Raw genomic sequence first — 17,311 nt, forward strand, 5'->3', positions numbered from 1 at the left:
GCTGGAATACGTCGGCCCGCACCCAGTCGCGGAAGCGGACGTAGACCGAGTTCCACTTGCCGAACATCGGCGGCAGGTCACGCCACGGACTGCCGGTCCGCGCGATCCATAGCACCGCCTCGACAAAGAGGCGGTTGTCTGCACCGCTCCGCCCGCGATCACCCAGCTTGCCCAGGCAGTGCGGTTCCATCTTCGCCCATTGCGCGTCAGTCAGAACGAATCGCTCCATCCAGAGCTCGAATCACATCTCGCACAGGTCGCAAATCCCAAATCTCAACAGACCCTAGCCTGCCTCCATCATCGCCTTCGCCGGCAGCCTTTCCAGCGCCGCCTTCAGCGCCTCCGCCCCGGCTGTCCCGGCTTGCAGTGCCTTGTCCAGGTGCTGCCGGTAATTCTGCGAGACCACCGCCGGCAGCAGCGGCTCGTTCGGATCCACCGCCACTTCCAGCACCGCCGGCCCTGTCGCCGCCAGCCAGGCCGCCATCCGCTCCTCCAGCGTCCCCGGCTCGTTCACCGAGAAGCCCTGCGCCCCGATCGCCTCCGCCGCCTTGGCGAAGTCGATCGGCTGCAGGTCGCACTCGTACTCCACATTCCCCAGGAACAGGATCTGCTCCCATTTGATCTGGCCGAGGGTGTTGTTCTTGATGACCAGCAGCTTCACCGGCAGGCGGTAGCGCACCGCCGTCGCCAGCTCGCCGAGCTGCATCGCCAGCCCGCCATCCCCCACCACGGCGATCACCGGCCGCCCCGGAAAGGCCAGCGCCGCCGCCATCGCATAGGGCAGGCCGCAGGCCATGGAGGCGAGCAGGCCGGAGACGCCGAAGGCGTGGCTCGGCCCGAGATCGAGGTAGCGCGCGGTGAGGCCGGTATTGTGGCCACTGTCCGTCACCACCACCGCATCGGCCGGCAGGCGGCGGGAGAGAGCGGCGAGCGGCGCGCCCGGATGCATGGGCTGGCGCGGCGGCTCCAGCCCCGCCGCCAGCACGTCCCGCCAGCGCCGCGCCTCCTTCTGGCATTCGGCGAGGAAGCTGCGGTCCGCCTTCCGCTGCAGCCTTGCGTTCAGCGCCTCCAGCACCGCCTTGGCGTCGCCCACCAGCCCCACCTCGGCGGGGTGGCGCAGGCCGATATGCTGGGCGTCGCGGTCGATCTGCACCGCCCGCGCCTGGCCCGGCTGCGGGTAGTACTCCACATAGGGGAAGGTGCTGCCGATGATGAGCAGCGTGTCGCAGCCCGCCATGGCGCGATGCGTGCCGAAGGTGCCGTAAAGCCCGATGCCGCCGGTCGTCAGCGGATGGTCATCCGCCATCACCGCCTTGCCCAGCAGCGCCTTCGCCACCGGCGCGCCCAGCAGCTCGGCGCAGTGTTCCAGCTCCGCCGTGGCGCCGAGCGCGCCACGCCCGGCAAGGATGGCGACGCGCGAGGCGCCGTTCAGCAGCGCCGCCGCGCGGTCCAGGTCGTCCGGCCGCGGCAGCAGCAGCCCCTCGGCCGGGCGTGCCACCATTGCATGCGGCTTGTTGCGCGGGGAGCGTTCGGCCTCCTCCAGCTCCTGCTCCTGCACATCCACCGGCAGGGTGAGATGCGCCACCCCCTGCCGGGCGAGGGCGCTGCGGCAGGCCAGCGCCACCGCCTTCGCCACATGCGCCGCGCCCATGATGCGGGTGTTGTACACGCTCACATCCTGGAAGAGCTTGTCGAGATCGACATCCTGCTGGGTGAAGCTTTCCAGCATGTCGTGATACTGTAGCCCGGTGATCGCCAGCACCGGCGCGCGGTCCAGCTTCGCATCGTAGAGCCCGTTCAGCAGATGGATGCCGCCGGGTCCGCTGGTGGCCAGGCAGCAGCCGATGCGCCCCGTCCATTTGGCATGGGCGCAGGCCATGAAGGCGGCGGTTTCCTCGTGCCGCACCTGGATGAAGCGCAGCCTGTCCTGCCGCGTGCGGATCGCTTCCATGATGCCGTTGATGCCGTCTCCCGGCAGGCCGAAGATCGTGTCGATGCCCCAGTCGAGCAGGGTTTCGACCAGCAGGTCGGCGGCGTTCTGCGGCATGGCGCGCTCCTCGGGCGTGATCGCCTGGGTAGATCCGTCGGACGGAAGGCCGGAGCGGGCGGCGACGGCATGCCGCTCCGGCGGGGATGCCGGAACAGCGTCGCGGAGGGGCGCGGGTTCGTTGTGGCGGGGCGACGGTCCGGGCGGGAACCGAGCCGGCACGCCCGCATGTCCTGGCCGTGACATCTGCATTATGTCGCCGGGGGCCCGGAACCCATGCTGCGGCGCAGCACTTCTGCTCCTGCCTGCAAGGTGTGCGCCCGGACCGGCCCCATGCGGCCCGCGGGCGCCGGCAGGCCCAGTATGGGGACAGCAGCCATGGCCGAGGTTAAGCAGAACGAGCCGCAGGGCGCTGCGGAAGCGGTACGCAATCGCGGGCGGGGAGGGGTGGCGGAGCAGGCGGCGGGCGCCGTCCAGGCCGCCGGCCAAGGGGCGGCGCAGGAAGCCGAACAGGCCGTCCAGCGGGGCAGCGCCGGGCTGCGCGAAAGCACGGAAGTCGGGGCGGAAGCGCTGCGGCGCACCGCCGAGGCCGGGCGCCTGGGCGGCGCGGCCGTGGCCGATGGCGCCGGCCGGGCGCTGAACACCGCCGCCGCCGGCCAGCGCAGCGCGATGCACCACGTGGCGTCGGAGATGCAGCAGGCCGGCAGCGGCCTCGCTGCCATGGCGGAGGAAGCGGCCCAGGGGTTGCGCCACCTGATGGCAGTGCCGGACGGGCGCGGGCTGCAGGACAGCCGCCGCGCCATGCAGCAGATCATGGAAGGCGTCGTCGCCAGCCATCTGCGCCTGACGCAGGAGCTGATGCGGCGCAGCGGCCCGGGCGCCATGGTGGAGCTGCAGCACCGCTTCGTGCGGGACTATTTCGGCGCCCTGGCGGAGGGCGGCGCGGTGCTGCTGCGCGCGGCGCGGCAGATGGCGGAGGACAGCCTGGCGCCGCTGGAGCGGGAGGTGCAGCGCCGCCGGCGCAAGGATTGCGTCCGCGACGTGATGACCACCGAGGTGAAGACGGTGACGCCGGAGGACAGCGTGCAGCAGGCGGCGAAGCTGATGAGCACCGAGGATACCGGCGCCCTGCCGGTGCGGGAGGGCGACCGGCTGGTCGGCATGGTGACCGACCGCGACCTGGCGCTGCGCCTGGTCGCCGAGGGCCGCGACCCGGCCCGGACCAAGGTGCGGGAGGTGATGTCGCCGGAGCTCCGCTACGTCTTCGAGGATGAGTCGCTGGAGCATGTGGCGGAGAACATGGCGGAGCAGCAGATCCGCCGGCTGCCGGTGATGAACCGGGAGAAGCGGCTGGTGGGGATCCTGTCGCTCGGCGACCTGGCGGCGCATCGCGGGCCGGCGGCGCGGGCGCTGGAGGGGGTGAGCGCGCCCTAGTGGCCCGATTCCGCAGTCCTGCGGACTTCGTTCTCGGCCACTGGCTTGTGTTTTCGGCGGCCTGCTTGTCCGCTGCGCTCGCTGGAAGTCCAGCGAACGCAGAGGCAGGACACCAGTGGCCCGCTTCCGCGGTCCTGCGGACTTCGTTCTCGGGCCACTAGCTTGTGTTTTCAGTGGCCTGCCTGTCCGCGGCGTTCGCTGGAATTCAGCGAACTTCGTGGGCAGGACACCAGGCCGTGTTGGCGGCGCTGCCCCCGAACCCCCGGCAGAGGGCGCTGCCTCGTTGGCGGCAGCGCCGCCAACCTCGCCGGGGCCAGGACCTGGCCCCGGACCCCGGTCCGAGTTTCGAACCGACGGTCGAACCTGCAGATCCAGGGCGGGGCTGGGGGAAGCTCTTCCCCTCGGCGGGGGTTTGGGGGCAGAGCCCCCATGCTTCCGGGGCGAAGCCTCCAACCCCTCAGCGGTGCAGCGCGCCGATCTCCCCGGCGAAGCGCTCCAGCACAACCCGCCGCTTCACCTTCATGGTCGGCGTCAGCAGCCCGTTCTCCACCGAGAAAGGCGCCGGGGCGGCAGCCCAGCGGCGGATGCGCTCGATCGAGGAGAGCTTCGCATTCACCCGGGCGATGGCGGCGCCGGCCTTCTCCGCCATGCCCTCCGCCGGCACCACCAGGGCGACGATGCCCGGCTGGCCCTCGCCCGCCACCACCGCCTGGGCGATCTCCGGCTCCGCCATCAGCAGCCCCTCGATCTTCGCCGGGCTCACCATGTCGCCGCCGAGCGTCTTGATGAAATCCCGCTTGCGGTCGGTGATGACGAGCCGGCCCGATTCCAGCCGCGCCACATCGCCGGTATGCAGCCAGGTCTCGCCATCCGGCCCAGGGCGCAGCGCAGCGGCGGTGGCCTCCGCATTGCCCCAGTAGCCGTCCATCACCAGGGGCCCGCGGATCAGCAATTCGCCATCCCCGGCGATGCGTGCCTCCACCCCTTCCAGCGGCCGGCCGACGGTGTGGCGGGCATTGTCCCAGGGCAGGTTCACGCTGATCACCGGCCCTGCCTCGGTCTGGCCATAGCCCTGCAGCAGCGGCAGGCCGAGAGCGAGGAAGAAGCCGGAGAGATCCGGGTCCAGCCGCGCCCCGCCGGAGACCAGCGCCTTCAGCCTGCGGCCGAAGCGCGCCCGCACCTTGCTGCGCACCAGCCGGTCCAGCAGCCAATCCTGCACCCGCTCCACCGGGCCGAGCGGCGGCCCGTCCAGCTTGCGCAGCCCGAGCGCCAGCGCCTGCTCGAACAGCCGCCGGCGGAAAGGCGTCTCCTTCTCCAACTGCGCCAGCAGCCGCGCCCGCAGCAGCTCGAACAGCCGCGGCACGGCGGTGATGAGGGTGGGGCGGATCTCCGGCAGCTCGGCGGCAAGCCGCTCGGCGCCGCGGGAATAGACGATCTCCATGCCGCAGGAGGGCAGCAGGAAGCCGCCCACCGTATGCTCATAGGCATGGGAGAGGGGGAGGAAGGAGAGGTAGGGCGTGCCCTCCACCCCGAGCCTTTCCAGGAAGCCGGCGATGCCGGCCCGGTTCGCCAGCACCGCCCGGTGCGGCAGCATCACGCCGCGCGGCAGGCCGCCGGTGCCGGAGGTATAGATCAGGCAGGCGAGCCGCCCCGGCGGGATCTGCTCCACCTCCGCCAGCAGCAGGGGCAGGTCGCAGGGCGTCGCCGCCGCCTCCGCCCAGCGATGCGCCGGCAGGCCGGCGGGCGCCTCGCCCGCCTCCAGCAGCAGCAGCCAGTCCAGCCTGCCCGAAGCCGCCTCCGCCAGCCGGGCGGCGAGGGCAGGGGTGGCGACGATGGCCGCCCGCGCCCCGGAATCGGCGATGACATGCGCATGGTCCGCCACCGTGTTGGTGACATAGGTCGGCACGGTGACGGCGCCGATCGCCATCAGCGCCACATCTGCGATGTTCCATTCCGGCCGGCTTTCGCTGACCAGCAGCACCCGCTCCCCGGGCATGATCCCCCGGGCGCGGAACCAGGCGGCCAGGCTGCCGACCTGCGCGGCGAATTCCCCCCAGCTCAGGCTGCGCCAGGCGCCGTCCCGCCAGTGGCGGATCATCGGTGCCGCCGCCCGCCGCCGGGCCAGGTCCAACATCATCCAGGGCAGGCTGGACCAGCTTTCAGCCGCATCCGGCCGCGCCGTCCCCGCGGCGGCCGCCTGTTGCATCCGTGTCCCCCCTCAGCCCAAAGCCGGCCCGGTTCGCCGGGCCGGCGCGCGATCCCGGCTTGGCCGCGCCCCCTGCAGGCTTATATGCAGGGGCGTGACCCGCGCCGAAACCCCACCCCTCTCTCCCCGACCTGCCGCGGTTGCGGCCGGGCGGGGCTCCGCCCCCTTGGCCGCGCCCCGGGCCGTCTTCTCGGCCAGCCCTGCGCGCGCCCCGCTGGATGCCGCAGCCACGGGCGGCGAGCCGGGATTGCCGAGCTGGGATCTTTCCGACCTCTACGCCTCGCCCGAGGATCCGGCGCTCGCCGCCGATCTGGACCGGGCGGAGGCGGACGGCCAGGCCTTCGCCACCCGCCATGCCGGCAAGCTCGCCGGACTCCCCGGCGCGGCGCTGGCCGAGGCGATCGCCGCCTATGAGCGGATCGAGGAAATCCTCGGCCGGGCGATGAGCTATGGCCAGCTTGTCTTCGCCGGCAATGCCCAGGACCCGGCCAATGGCCGCTTCTACCAGACGCTGCAGGAGAGGGTGACCGCCATCTCCTCCCACCTGCTGTTCTTCACGCTGGAGCTGAACCGGCTGGACGATTCCACGCTGGAGAAGAAGCTGGCCGACCCGGCGCTCGCCCGCTGGCGGCCCTGGCTGCGCGATCTGCGCGTCTTCCGCCCGCACCAGCTCTCCGACGAGGTGGAGAAGCTGCTGCACGAGAAGGAGGTCACCGGCCGCGCCGCCTGGAACCGGCTGTTCGACGAGACCATCGCCGGCATGACGGTGAAGGTGGCCAAGGGGGAGGAGGTCGAGGAGCTGACCGTCTCCGCCGCGCTGAACAAATTCTCCGACCGCGACCGTGCCGCCCGCGCCGCCGCGGCCAAGGGCGTCTCCGAGGCCTTCGGCAGCCGCATCCGGCTGTTCTCCCTCATCACCAACACCCTGGCGAAGGACAAGGAGATCATCGACACCTGGCGGCGCTACCCGCGCCCCGGCTCCTCCCGCAACCGCGCCAACATGGTCGAGGACGAGGTGGTGGATGCGCTGGTGACGGCGGTCCGCGACGCCTATCCCCGCCTTTCCCACCGCTACTATGCGATGAAGGCGAAGTGGCTGGGCCTCGAGAAGCTGATGCACTGGGATCGCAACGCGCCGCTGCCGGAGGAGGAGGACCGCGCCATCCCCTGGCCGGAGGCGGTGCGCACGGTGCTGGACAGCTACCGGGCCTTCAGCCCGGCGCTGGCCGAGATCGGCGGCCGCTTCTTCGAGCGGCCCTGGGTGGATGCGGCTTTGCGCCCGGGCAAGGCGAGCGGCGCCTTCGCCCACCCGACGGTGCCGAGCGCCCACCCCTACCTGCTGCTGAACTACCACGGCAAGACGCGCGACGTGATGACCCTGGCGCATGAGCTGGGCCATGGCGTGCACCAGGTGCTGGCCGCCGAGCAGGGCTATCTGCTGAGCGGCACGCCGCTGACCCTGGCCGAGACCGCCTCCGTCTTCGGCGAGATGCTGACCTTCCGCGGGTTGCTGGATGCGGAGCGCGACCCGAAGCGCCGCCGCGCCATGCTGGCCAGCAAGGTGGAGGACATGCTGAACACGGTGGTTCGGCAGATCGCCTTCTACCGCTTCGAGACGCTGCTGCACGAGGAGCGCCGCAAGGGCGAGCTGGCGGCCGAGCGCATCGCCGAGCTGTGGCTGCAGGTGCAGACGGAAAGCCTCGGCCCCGCCTTCGACTTCACCGAGGATTACGGCTGCTACTGGGCCTATATCCCGCACTTCGTGCACACGCCCTTCTACGTCTACGCCTATGCCTTCGGGGATTGCCTGGTGAATGCGCTCTACGGCGTCTATCGCGACGGCAAGGTGCCGGGCTTCGAGGCGAAATACCTGGAGCTGCTGAAGGCCGGCGGCACGCTGCGGCACAAGGAGCTGCTGGCGCCCTTCGGCCTCGACGCCTCGGACCCGCAATTCTGGACGCGCGGCCTCGACGTCGTCTCCGGCTTCATCGATGAACTGGACGCCGCCGGATGAGCGACCGGCGGGAGAGTTCGCTGTTCGGCGAGGTGCGGCGCATGGTCCGCACCTCGGGTGCCGTCGGCGGCATCGCCGCCCGCGTCGCCGGGGAGCGCTTCCTTGGCCTGAAGACCGACAAGGCGGCGCATGCGGAGGACCTCCGGGCGATCCTCGGCGGGCTGAAGGGCCCGCTGATGAAGGTGGCGCAATTCCTCTCCACCGTGCCGGACGCGCTGCCGGATGAATATGCCGAGCAGCTTGCCACGCTGCAGGCCAATGCCCCGCCCATGGGCTGGCCCTTCGTCCGCCGCCGCATGCAGAGCGAGCTGGGCCCGGGCTGGGAGGCGAAATTCGCCGAATTCGGGCGGGAGGCGGCGGCCGCCGCCTCGCTGGGCCAGGTGCACAAGGCGAAGCTGCCGGACGGCACGGCCGTCGCCTGCAAGCTGCAATACCCGGACATGCCGAGCGTGGTGGAGGCCGATCTCCGCCAGCTCCGCCTCGCCATGAGCGTCTATCAGCGCATGGACAGCGCGCTCGACCATGCCGAGGTCTATCAGGAGCTGCGCGACCGGCTGCGCGAGGAGCTGGACTATCTGCGGGAGGCGGCGCATCAGCGCCTCTACGGGCTGATGCTGGCCGGCAACCCGCGCGTCGCCGTGCCGCGCCCGGTCGAGGGCTATTGCACCACCCGCTTGCTGACCATGACCTGGCTGGAGGGCGAGGCGCTGGCGAAGCGGCTGGAGCAGGACCCGCCGCCGGAGGAACGCCGCGCCTATGCCGAGGCGCTGTTCCACGCCTGGTACCTGCCCTTCTACCGCTACGGCGTCATCCATGGCGATCCGCATCTGGGGAATTACCAGGTGCGGCCGGACCGGCAGGGCATCAACCTGTTCGATTTCGGCACCATCCGCGTCTTCCCGCCGCATTTCGTCGGCGGCGTCATCCTGCTGTTCGAGGCGGTGCGTGACGGCGACGAGGAGAAGGCGGCGGAGGCCTACCGCATCTGGGGCTTCCGCAACCTCTCCAAGGAGACGATGGAAGTGCTGAGCCTCTGGGCGAAGTTCCTGTACGAGCCGCTGGTGGAGGACCGGGTGCGGCCGATCCAGGAATCGGACGACATGTCCTTCGGCCGCAAGGTGGCAGCGAAGGTGCATGAGGGGCTGAAGCGCACCGGCGGCGTCAAGGTGCCGCGGGAGTTTCCGTTGATGGACCGCGCCGCGGTCGGCCTGGGCAGCGTCTTCCTCCGCCTGCGGGCGGAGATGAACTGGCACCGCCTGTTCATGGAGATGATCGAGGATTTCGACGCCGCGAAGCTGGCCGAGCGCCAGATGGCGGCGCTGCGCGAGGCGGGGGTGCCGGAGGAGGCGCCCGGCTGACCTCGCCGGCCCGGAACCTGTCTCAAAGGCTCTGCGGCGCGTCCCGGCGGGTCTTTTCCGCCCTGGCGTCATGCGCCGGCATGGCTGCTCGCATACTTCCGCGGAGTTGCCGATGCCGCCGGGGCGTCGGCGGCGTCCACCTCCTGGCCAGGACGCAAATCCCTCGCCGATCCGCTGCCGGGACCCGTTCGAGACAGGCTTTCAGGCCGGGGTCCTGGACCAGGCCCTGGCCCTGGCGGGAGCGCAGAGGGCAGCGCCCCCGCCGGCGGCCCGGGGGCGGCGCCTGCAGACCCTACAGCGACATCCGCAGCCGCACCTGCAACAGGTTCCGGTCGTACTCGTCGAAGCCGCCGCTGCGTTCCAGCCTGGTGGAAAAGCCGTAGCTGGCCACCAGCTCCATGTTCCGGTTCAGCAGCCAGCGGGCGCTGAGCGTCAGCAGCCCGTCCGAGGCCGTCTGGTCCGGCCGCTGGTATTCCCGTCGGTCCACCCGCGCATCGGCGGTCAGGATCACGTTGCGCAGGTATTCATGGTCCACCGCTATCCCGGCCTGCAGCCGCTGGAAGCTGATGGCATCGACGCGGATCGATTCCTCGATGGTGCGCAGCACGTTGAAGCGCACGGTGGTGAGCTGCGTCGGCAGCCAGGTGAGCTGGCCTTCCGCCGCCAGCCCTTCCACCGGCTTCAGCCCCGGCCCTTCGTAATTCCGCTGCCGCCAGCCCACCGCGATGCGGCCCTGCCACACCCCGTCGAAATCGTAGTCGAAGCCGAGCAGCGCTTCCCAGGTGAAGCTGTCCCGGCTGCGGGAGGTGGAATGGGTGTAGCTGATATCCTGCAGCCGCACCGTCGCCGTCAGGGCCCGCCCCGGCGAGACGGTGTAGCTGGCGCCGAGCGAGCCGATCACCGTATCGAAATCGTTCAGCGACAGCGGCCCGCCGGTGGAGGCGAAGGCGACATCCTCGAATCGGTAGCTGCGCCACAGCGCGCCACCGGTCAGCCCCAGCCGGTTGAAGCGGGTATTGCCGGTGACCGCCACCTCATCCGTGTCGAACGCCACCGGGCGGGAGATGCCGATGCCCTGGACCTCCGTGCTGAACACGTCCAGGTGCTCCCGGGTATGGCGGTAATGCCCTTCCACATTGGTGTCGGCGGAGAAGTCGTAGCGGCCGAAGCCCCGGACGTTCCAGTCCTGGAAGTCCAGCTCGCTATGGCTGAAATACTGCCGGCTCAGCATATTGGCTTCGAGGCCGAGGGCATGGGTGGTCCAGTCGCTGCGCAGTCGCAGCCCGGCGCCGGTGTCGACGAAGCCGTCCGAGACCACGTTGTTGCGGCGGCCGAAGAGGTTGCTGTCGAAGCCCGGGCCGATATCCACCATGCCGTCCAGCCGGAAGCCGCCCAACCGCACCCCGAGCGGGTCGAAATCCGGCCGGGGCCGGCTGGTGACGGTGACCCCGCGCGCGGCGTCGCGCGCTGTATCCTGGCCCTGGACCTCGTCCTGGGCCAGGGCCATCCCGGCTGGTACCGCCCCCAGCACGGCCGAGGCCGTGAACAGGGCGCGGCAGGTGCGTGTCAGGCGAAACCTATTGGCCATCATTCCCCCGCAGACTGATGCATTGGCTGCTACCACGATTGCCATCGGGCAGGGTTGATGCGCCACGATCACGATCCAGCCATGCCGGGGTGAACCGGACCGGCTGCAGCCCCATCGGCTGCCGGTGATCCCTCGCGCGATGCATCACGAATGTGCCGACAGCTTGCGTGGCGGTTTGGTTAAGAAGACGGACATCAGCCTCGTCCAGTCTCGGCGATGTCGTCAGGTTGAGGCAATGGGGCTTGCAATTGCCCAGGCCGGAGCGGCGTATTCGGCGCAATACCGAAGCAAACCGCCGGGGGCGGGCCCGCTTTTGGCCCAGGTCCGGGTTCCGGGCGAGGCCCTGGCGCCGGCCGCGACCGAGGTGTTGCCCCCCCAGGGGGGGCGGGTCCGAGGGCCGGCGCGCGGGAGTGATCCACGGCGCAGACCGCGGGGCGGGCCGGGATCAGGATGTGGGGCAGGGATGCCCCCGAAACGGGCGGCGAGCCAGGATGGCGCGCCGCCGGCGCCGGCGGGCCAGAGGCCCGGCGCGACGGCCCGGGGCCAGGCGGCCTTCGGGGTCGGAACAGCGGGCCGGGCAGGGATGCCGCGGCGCAGCGGCCGGGGCCGCAACGGCAGGAACAGGAACGAGGGCGCGAGGATGGGCAACAGCATGCGGCAGGATCCGGCGGCGGGGCAGGCACCCCGGCCGAAGCGCGGCGCCGCGCCGCGGTCATGCGGCGGCGCCCGGCGGGCGTCCTCCGCGCCACCCTCCATGGCGCGGGGGGGCTGAGCCATGTCCTTCTCCAACCTCGCCCTCCCCGGCCTTGGCGGCAACCCCGCCGGCGCGGATACGCCGCTGCGCCGGGCGCTCGCCGCCTGCCGCAAGCAATTCCTGCTGGTCGGCCTGTTCAGCGGCGTGGTGAACCTGCTGCAGGTCACCACCTCCATCTACATGATGCAGGTCTTCGACCGGGTGCTGGCCACCCGCGTCCTCGACACGCTCTTCTACCTCTCCGTCCTCGCCATCGCCGCCGTCATGGTGCTCGCCATGCTGGAAGCGGTGCGCGGCCAGGTGATGCAGCGCATCGCAAGCTGGGTGGAGCACCGCGTCGCGCCGGAAGGCTTCGTCCGCGCCATCGAGGCGACCCTGCGCGGCCGCCCCTACCGGATGGAGGCGCTGCGCGACCTCGCCATCTGCCGCGGCTATCTCGGCTCGCCCGGCGCGCTCTCGCTCTATGACGTGCCCTGGGTGCCGGTCTATATCGGCATCATCTTCCTGCTCCATCCGGTCATGGGCTGGATCGCCCTCGGCGGCGCCGTGGTGCTGTTCGGCCTGACGCTGGCCAGCGAGCTCTCCACCTCCAAGCTGCTGAAGGAGGCGAATACCGCCGCCATGGCGTCCCAGCGCCGGGCGGACAGCATCTCCCGCAACGCCGAGGTGATCGACAGCATGGGCATGCTGCCCTCGGTCATCGGCCGCTGGCGCGACTCGGTCGCCACCATGACGGTGCCGCAGCAGCGCGCGGCGGACCGCGCCGCCATCCTGGTGGCGCTGACCAAGTTCTTCCGCCTCGGCGTGCAGATCGCGATCCTCGGCGTCGGCGCCTATCTGGTGCTGCAGCAGGAGCTGACCTCGGGCGCCTCGATCGCCGGCTCCATCATCATGGGCCGCGCGCTCGCGCCGGTGGAGCAGATGATCGGCGGCTGGAAGCAGCTCGTCCAGGCACGGCAGAGCTTCCGCCGGCTGCAGAGCTTCCTCGCCATGCCGCGGCTGCGCCCGCCCGGCCTGCCGTTGCCGGAGCCCACCGGCCATCTGGCGGTGGAGCGCGTGAGCTACGCCTTCCCCGGCCAGGGCGTCGCGATGATCAAGGGGGTGAATTTCACCCTGACTCCGGGCGAGAGCCTGGCCATCATCGGCCCCTCCGCCGCCGGCAAGACCACGCTGATCCGGCTGCTGATCGGCACGCTGCCCGCCTCGGCTGGCTGCGTCCGGCTGGACGGCGCCGATGTCTACCAGTGGATGCGGGAGGATTTCGGCCGCCATGTCGGCTACCTGCCGCAGGATGTCGAGCTCTTCGACGGCACCGTCTTCGCCAATATCGCCCGCATGGGCGAGGCCGAGCCGGAGGCGGTGTTCGCCGCCGCGAAGCTCGCCGGCTGCCATGAGATGATCCTCCGCCTGCCGAACGGCTACGAGACCGAGATCGGCGATGGCGGCCTCTACCTCTCCGGCGGCCAGCGCCAGCTCATCGGCCTGGCCCGGGCGATGTTCGGCAAGCCGAAGCTGGTGGTGCTGGACGAGCCGAACAGCAACCTCGATGGCGACAGCGAGGCGGCGCTGACCCAGGCGCTGGAACGGCTGAAGGCCCAGGGCACCACCGTGGTGCTGGTCTCCCACCGCCCGACGCTGGTGCAGGGCGTGGACAAGGTGCTGCTGCTGAAGGACGGCGCGATGGAGATGTTCGGCCCCCGCGCCGAGGTTCTGAAGCGGCTGATGACGCCGCCCCGCCCGGCGGAGGTGGCGCCGCCCGCCCCGGTCGGCGCGCGGCTGGAAGGGAGTGGCGCACGATGAGCCTGACCACCGAAGCGCCGGCGCCGCCGGCCACCCGGGCGACCCCCAAGGCCCCGGCGCCGCTGCCGAAGCGCCAGCCGGGCAGCGCCCTGCCGCCCTTCGCCGCGCACCCGCTGCTGGATGCGCCGGCGCCGCGCACCCGCGCGCCGCTGATCTTCGGCCTGGCGATCTTCGTGATCTTCATCCTGGGCTTCGGCGCCTGGGCGGGGCTCGCCCCGCTGGCGGAGGCCTCGATCGCCCCCGGCACGGTGAAGGTGGAAGGCAGCCGCCGCACCATCCAGCATCTGGAAGGCGGCATCGTCCGCGAGATCCTGGTGCGGGACGGCGACAAGGTGCAGCCGGGCCAGGTGCTGATGCGGCTGGACCAGATCCAGTCCGACAGCACGCTGGAGACCCAGCGCGCCGCCGTCTGGGCGCTGCAGGCCCAGCTCGCCCGGCTGCAGGCCGAGCAGGCAAGGGCGCGGGAGGTGGAATTCCCCGCCGAGCTGCTGGCCAATACCGAGCCGCGCGCGGTCGGCGCCGTGGTCAGCCAGCGCGCCCTGTTCGAGGCGCGGCGGACCAGCCTCGACAGCCAGCTCGCCGTGCTGGATACGCGCATCACGCAGCAGCGCAGCGCCATCTCCAGCGCCCGCGGCCAGCTCGAGGCGGCGCGCCGCCAGCTCGTGCTGATCCGGCAGGAGGAGGCGATGCGCCGCGACCTGGTGCGCCAGGGCCTGGCAAGGCTGCCGGACCTGCTGGCGGTGCAGCGCGCCCTGGCCGGGCTGGAAGGCACGGAGGAGGACCTGACCGGCCAGATCGCCCGCGCCGGCGCGGCGGCGGCCGAGGCGGAGAGCCAGCAGCGCCAGGCGATCGACCAGCGGCTGCAGGATGTCGGCACGGAGATGAGCGATGTCCGCGCCAAGCTGGCCGAGGCCGAGGAGCGGCTGCGCGCCGCCTCCGACGTCGCCACAAGGCGGGACATCCTGGCGCCGGAGGCCGGCACGGTGGTCAACCTCAAGGTCTTCACCCTGGGCGCGGTGCTGCGGCCGGGCGACCCGATCATGGACCTGGTGCCGGAGAAGGACCGGCTGGTGGCCGAGGTGAACATCCAGCCCAACGACATCGACGTGGTCTATCCCGGCCTGCATGCCGAGATCCGGCTGCCCGCCTTCAAGCAGCGGCTGGTGCCCTACCTGCATGGCCATGTGAGCTGGGTGGCGGCCGACGTGACGGTCAACGAGCAGACGCGGCAGCAATACTACCGCGCCTATGTCCTGATCGACCCCGACCAGATCGCGCGGCTGCCCAATGTCTTCCTCACCCCGGGCATGCCGGTGGAGGCGCATATCCAGATCGGCGAGCGGACCTTCTTCCACTACCTGACGCAGCCGATCCGGGACAGCTTCCACCGCGCCTTCCGGGAGCAGTGAGCCCCGGCGCGTGACCGCCTGAGGCTGCCGCAGCCGCCAGGGTGAATCACGCGGCCAGGCAAGGAGCGGGATGCGTGAGCAGCAGCTAACGCATCCCACCCTGGCCGCGGCGCGCGGATGCCGCGGCAGGGCGGGGCCTGATGCGCGAACCCCGGTGAACGCATCAGGCGCTGGAGCGTGATGGTCGCCGGGAACCGCGATCCCCGCGACTGGACAGAACAGAGAGGAAGCCGGGGCAAGAGGCGGGAGCGAAGGCGACCGCGTCCTGCCCCGGCGCCGCATGGCCAACCCAATCCGGAGCAAGGGCATGAGCATCGAGACCACCATCTTCGCCGACGGCATCATCGAGGCGAGCGTGCATTTCGGCGTCGCCCGGCTGACCCTGGCGCAGACCGGCGCGGACGGGAAGCCGGTGCCGGCGGGGCAGCTCGTGGTGCCGCTGGTGCAGCTTCCCGCCTTCAGCAACGCCATCGTCGGCCTGCTGAAGCAGGTGGAGGCGAAGATGAAGGAGCAGCAGGCCCAGCAGGCCGCGACGGCGGAGACCACGACCGTCCCCGGCTCCTTCCGCTTCGGCTGAGCGCCGCCGCGGCGGCGGCTGTGCGGCGGATGTATTCCGCGCCATCCGGCCCCGGCCGGTAGGGCATCCCCCCTGGCGATCAAGGCCGGGGGAGGGCAGGGTCCGGCCACGCTTCCGCCCGGCTTTTGCCGCAAGGGGCGCGTTCCATGGCGGATGGAAGGAGTTCCCGCATGTCCAGGCTTCGGCTTCTGCCTGCCCTTGCGCTGCTGCTGCTGACCGGTCTCGGCGGCTGCGCCGTCTATCCCGCGGGCTATTACGGCCCGCCCGCCGTGGTCGCGCGGCCGGCGCCGCGCTATTATTACGGGCCGGGCTATTACCGGCCGTACTACCATCGCCCCTACGGCTATTATCGGCGCTGGTAGGGCCTGGCCCGCGATCCGCGCCGAGGAGGGCACCGACGCAACCTTGCTTCGCATCACGCCGCCGATGCGCACGGTTGATCCGCGACGCGCCTTCCCTCGATTCCTTTCGGAATTCCGTCGCGATGCCGAGGGAGTTTTTCAGCAGCCTGCTTTTTCAGCAGCCCGCTAGAGCGGGATCGGTTGAGCTGCGCTCACCCGCCCCGCTCTAGCTCATTGTTCGGTCGCGTGATTCACGGTTTCGGTCGATTCGACCTCAACCGATCACGCTCTAGCCCAGGTCGCACCAGACGGGGGCGTGGTCGCTCGGCTGCTCCTCCGCCCGGGCCGCGACGTCCACGCCGCAGGCGCTCAGGGTTTCGGCCCATTCGGGGCTGAGCAGGATGTGGTCGATGCGCAGCCCGCGATTGGCTTCGAAGGCCGGGCCGTAATCCCAGTAGGTGTAGGGCGCGTCCGTGGGATGCAGGGCGCGCAGCGCGTCCGTCAGGCCCAGGTTGAGCAGGGCGCGGAAGCGGGCCCGGCTTTCCGGGCGGACCAGCGCATCGGTGGGCGGCAGGGCGCCGGGGGCCAGATCCGCCGGGGTGGGGCAGACGTTGAAATCGCCCAGCAGGGCGACGGGGATGAAATGGTCCAGCCGCATCGCCGCCCAGGCGGCCAGGCGCTCCAGCCAGCGGAGCTTGTAGGCGAAGCCCGCCTCCCCGCCGGAATTGCCGTTGGGCAAATAGAGGCCGGCGATCTCGCCGCCCAAGGCGCGAATGGCGAGGAAGCGGGCATGGTCGTCCTCGGCCTCGCCGGGCAGGGCCTCTTCCGTTACCTCGAAGGGCACGCGGGAGAGGACGGCCACGCCGTTGCGGCCGCCGGGCTGGCCGACGGCATGGAGCCGGTAGCCGGTCTCGGCCAGCTCCGGGGCGGGGAATTCCTCCGTCTTGCACTTCAGCTCCTGCAGGAAGAGCAGGTCCGGCTGGTGCCGGGCGAGGAACCGCTTGAGATGCGGCACCCGGCGGCGGATGGAATTGACGTTGAAGCTGGCGAGGCGGGGCATGGCGGCACCATCGCGCGCTCGGGCCGGGGCGTCGAGAGGGGCGTCGCGCCGCAAGGCGCGCCTTACCGCGCGGCCCTCGAACTCTCGCCGCCAAAGGCCGAAGGCCCTTTCGGAATCATGCGTTTGGCGTCTCGACCGCCAGGTCCGACTAGGAAGCAGCGCTCCCCCTCAAGCCACCGAGAAGCTGGCCCCGCAGCCACACCCGGACACCGCCTGGGGATTGCTGATGGCGAAATGCGCCCCGATCAGCGCTTCCTTCCAATCCAGCTCCGCCCCCGCCAGCAGATCCAGCGAGACGGCATCGACGAAGACCCGGGTGCCGCCGACCTCCACCACCAGATCGTCCTCGCCCGGCTGCTCTTCCAGATCGAACCCGTACTGGAAGCCGGAACAGCCGCCGGCGCTGACGGAAACCCGCAGCCCCGCGCCTGGCCGGCCCTGGCGGGCGGCGATGCTGGCGATCTCGGCGGCGGCGCGGGGCGTCACGCGGAAGCGGGGCAGGTCGGAACCATCGGGCATGGGGATACTCCTGCCCGCAAGATAGGGGGCGGGGGCGCACCTTCCAAGCTGCGCCGCCGGCATTGCCGCCCCGCGGCGGGTCGGTATCGCCGCTCCGCAGTTGGTCGTATTGCCGCTCCGCGGTTGGCCGGTATCGCCGCTCCGCGGTTGGCCGGTATCGCCGCTCCGCGGTTGGCCGGTATCGCCGCTCCGCGGTTGGCCGGTATCGCCGCTCCGCGGTTGGCCGGTATCGCCGCTCCGCGGTTGGCCGGTATCGCCGCTCCG

The 17,311-nt window shown here is 71.2% G+C and carries 13 protein-coding genes; 7 read left to right on the forward strand and 6 right to left on the reverse strand.

Going from position 1 to position 17,311, the window contains the following annotated elements; genetic code table 11:
• A partial coding sequence (locus tag E5N76_RS24425; RefSeq protein ID WP_149536851.1) for a transposase occupies positions 1-229 on the reverse strand: 229 nt, incomplete at its 3' end.
• A gap of 54 nt (positions 230-283) precedes the next feature.
• Complete coding sequence (locus tag E5N76_RS24430) at positions 284-2,047, reverse strand: thiamine pyrophosphate-dependent enzyme (protein ID WP_149540076.1); 1,764 nt, start codon at positions 2,045-2,047, stop codon at positions 284-286.
• A 318-nt stretch (positions 2,048-2,365) separates the two neighbouring features.
• Here E5N76_RS24430 and E5N76_RS30755 point away from each other — a divergent pair, with 318 nt between their 5' ends.
• Complete coding sequence (locus E5N76_RS30755; protein WP_235907858.1) at positions 2,366-3,421, forward strand: CBS domain-containing protein; 1,056 nt, start codon at positions 2,366-2,368, stop codon at positions 3,419-3,421.
• Positions 3,422-3,878: 457 nt separating this feature from the next.
• Here the strand turns inward: E5N76_RS30755 and E5N76_RS24440 are convergent, their stop codons facing one another.
• Entirely contained in the window at positions 3,879-5,627 is a 1,749-nt protein-coding gene (locus E5N76_RS24440) for an AMP-dependent synthetase/ligase (RefSeq protein WP_149540078.1), read from the reverse strand.
• 166 nt (positions 5,628-5,793) lie between these two features.
• Here E5N76_RS24440 and E5N76_RS24445 point away from each other — a divergent pair, with 166 nt between their 5' ends.
• Complete coding sequence (locus E5N76_RS24445; protein WP_149540080.1) at positions 5,794-7,641, forward strand: M3 family oligoendopeptidase; 1,848 nt, start codon at positions 5,794-5,796, stop codon at positions 7,639-7,641.
• Entirely contained in the window at positions 7,638-8,999 is a 1,362-nt protein-coding gene (locus E5N76_RS24450) for an ABC1 kinase family protein (protein ID WP_149540082.1), read from the forward strand. The genes E5N76_RS24445 and E5N76_RS24450 overlap by 4 nt, the downstream gene beginning before the upstream one ends.
• 292 nt (positions 9,000-9,291) lie before the next feature.
• On the opposite strand, the gene E5N76_RS24455 is transcribed toward E5N76_RS24450, so the two are convergent.
• Positions 9,292-10,506 carry an outer membrane beta-barrel protein gene (locus E5N76_RS24455; protein ID WP_187830367.1) on the reverse strand — a complete coding sequence of 405 codons (1,215 nt, stop codon included), beginning with the start codon at positions 10,504-10,506 and terminating at the stop codon, positions 9,292-9,294.
• Positions 10,507-11,362: 856 nt separating this feature from the next.
• On the opposite strand from E5N76_RS24455, the gene E5N76_RS24460 reads away from it, so the two are divergent.
• The 4 genes from E5N76_RS24460 to E5N76_RS24475 all read left to right on the forward strand — a co-directional run bounded on the left by E5N76_RS24460 (position 11,363) and on the right by E5N76_RS24475 (position 15,489).
• Entirely contained in the window at positions 11,363-13,141 is a 1,779-nt protein-coding gene (locus E5N76_RS24460; protein WP_149540086.1) for a type I secretion system permease/ATPase, read from the forward strand.
• The gene (locus tag E5N76_RS24465) at positions 13,138-14,550 is read left to right on the forward strand and encodes an HlyD family type I secretion periplasmic adaptor subunit (RefSeq protein WP_149540088.1); all 1,413 of its coding nucleotides are present in this window, start codon (positions 13,138-13,140) and stop codon (positions 14,548-14,550) included. The genes E5N76_RS24460 and E5N76_RS24465 overlap by 4 nt, the downstream gene beginning before the upstream one ends.
• Positions 14,551-14,857: 307 nt before the next feature.
• Complete coding sequence (locus tag E5N76_RS24470; protein ID WP_149540090.1) at positions 14,858-15,127, forward strand: hypothetical protein; 270 nt, start codon at positions 14,858-14,860, stop codon at positions 15,125-15,127.
• Positions 15,128-15,297: 170 nt separating this feature from the next.
• Positions 15,298-15,489 (forward strand): hypothetical protein, encoded by a 192-nt coding sequence (locus tag E5N76_RS24475; protein WP_149540091.1) that lies wholly within the window; start codon positions 15,298-15,300, stop codon positions 15,487-15,489.
• Between the two features lie 268 nt (positions 15,490-15,757).
• On the opposite strand, the gene xth is transcribed toward E5N76_RS24475, so the two are convergent.
• Both xth and E5N76_RS24485 read right to left on the reverse strand, forming a co-directional pair.
• Complete coding sequence (gene xth / locus E5N76_RS24480; RefSeq protein ID WP_149540092.1) at positions 15,758-16,528, reverse strand: exodeoxyribonuclease III; 771 nt, start codon at positions 16,526-16,528, stop codon at positions 15,758-15,760.
• 168 nt (positions 16,529-16,696) lie between these two features.
• Positions 16,697-17,047 (reverse strand): HesB/IscA family protein, encoded by a 351-nt coding sequence (locus E5N76_RS24485; protein WP_235907859.1) that lies wholly within the window; start codon positions 17,045-17,047, stop codon positions 16,697-16,699.
• Positions 17,048-17,311: the final 264 nt, after the last annotated feature.

This window comes from Siccirubricoccus phaeus (genome assembly GCF_008360935.1).
Classification (GTDB): domain Bacteria; phylum Pseudomonadota; class Alphaproteobacteria; order Acetobacterales; family Acetobacteraceae; genus Siccirubricoccus; species Siccirubricoccus phaeus.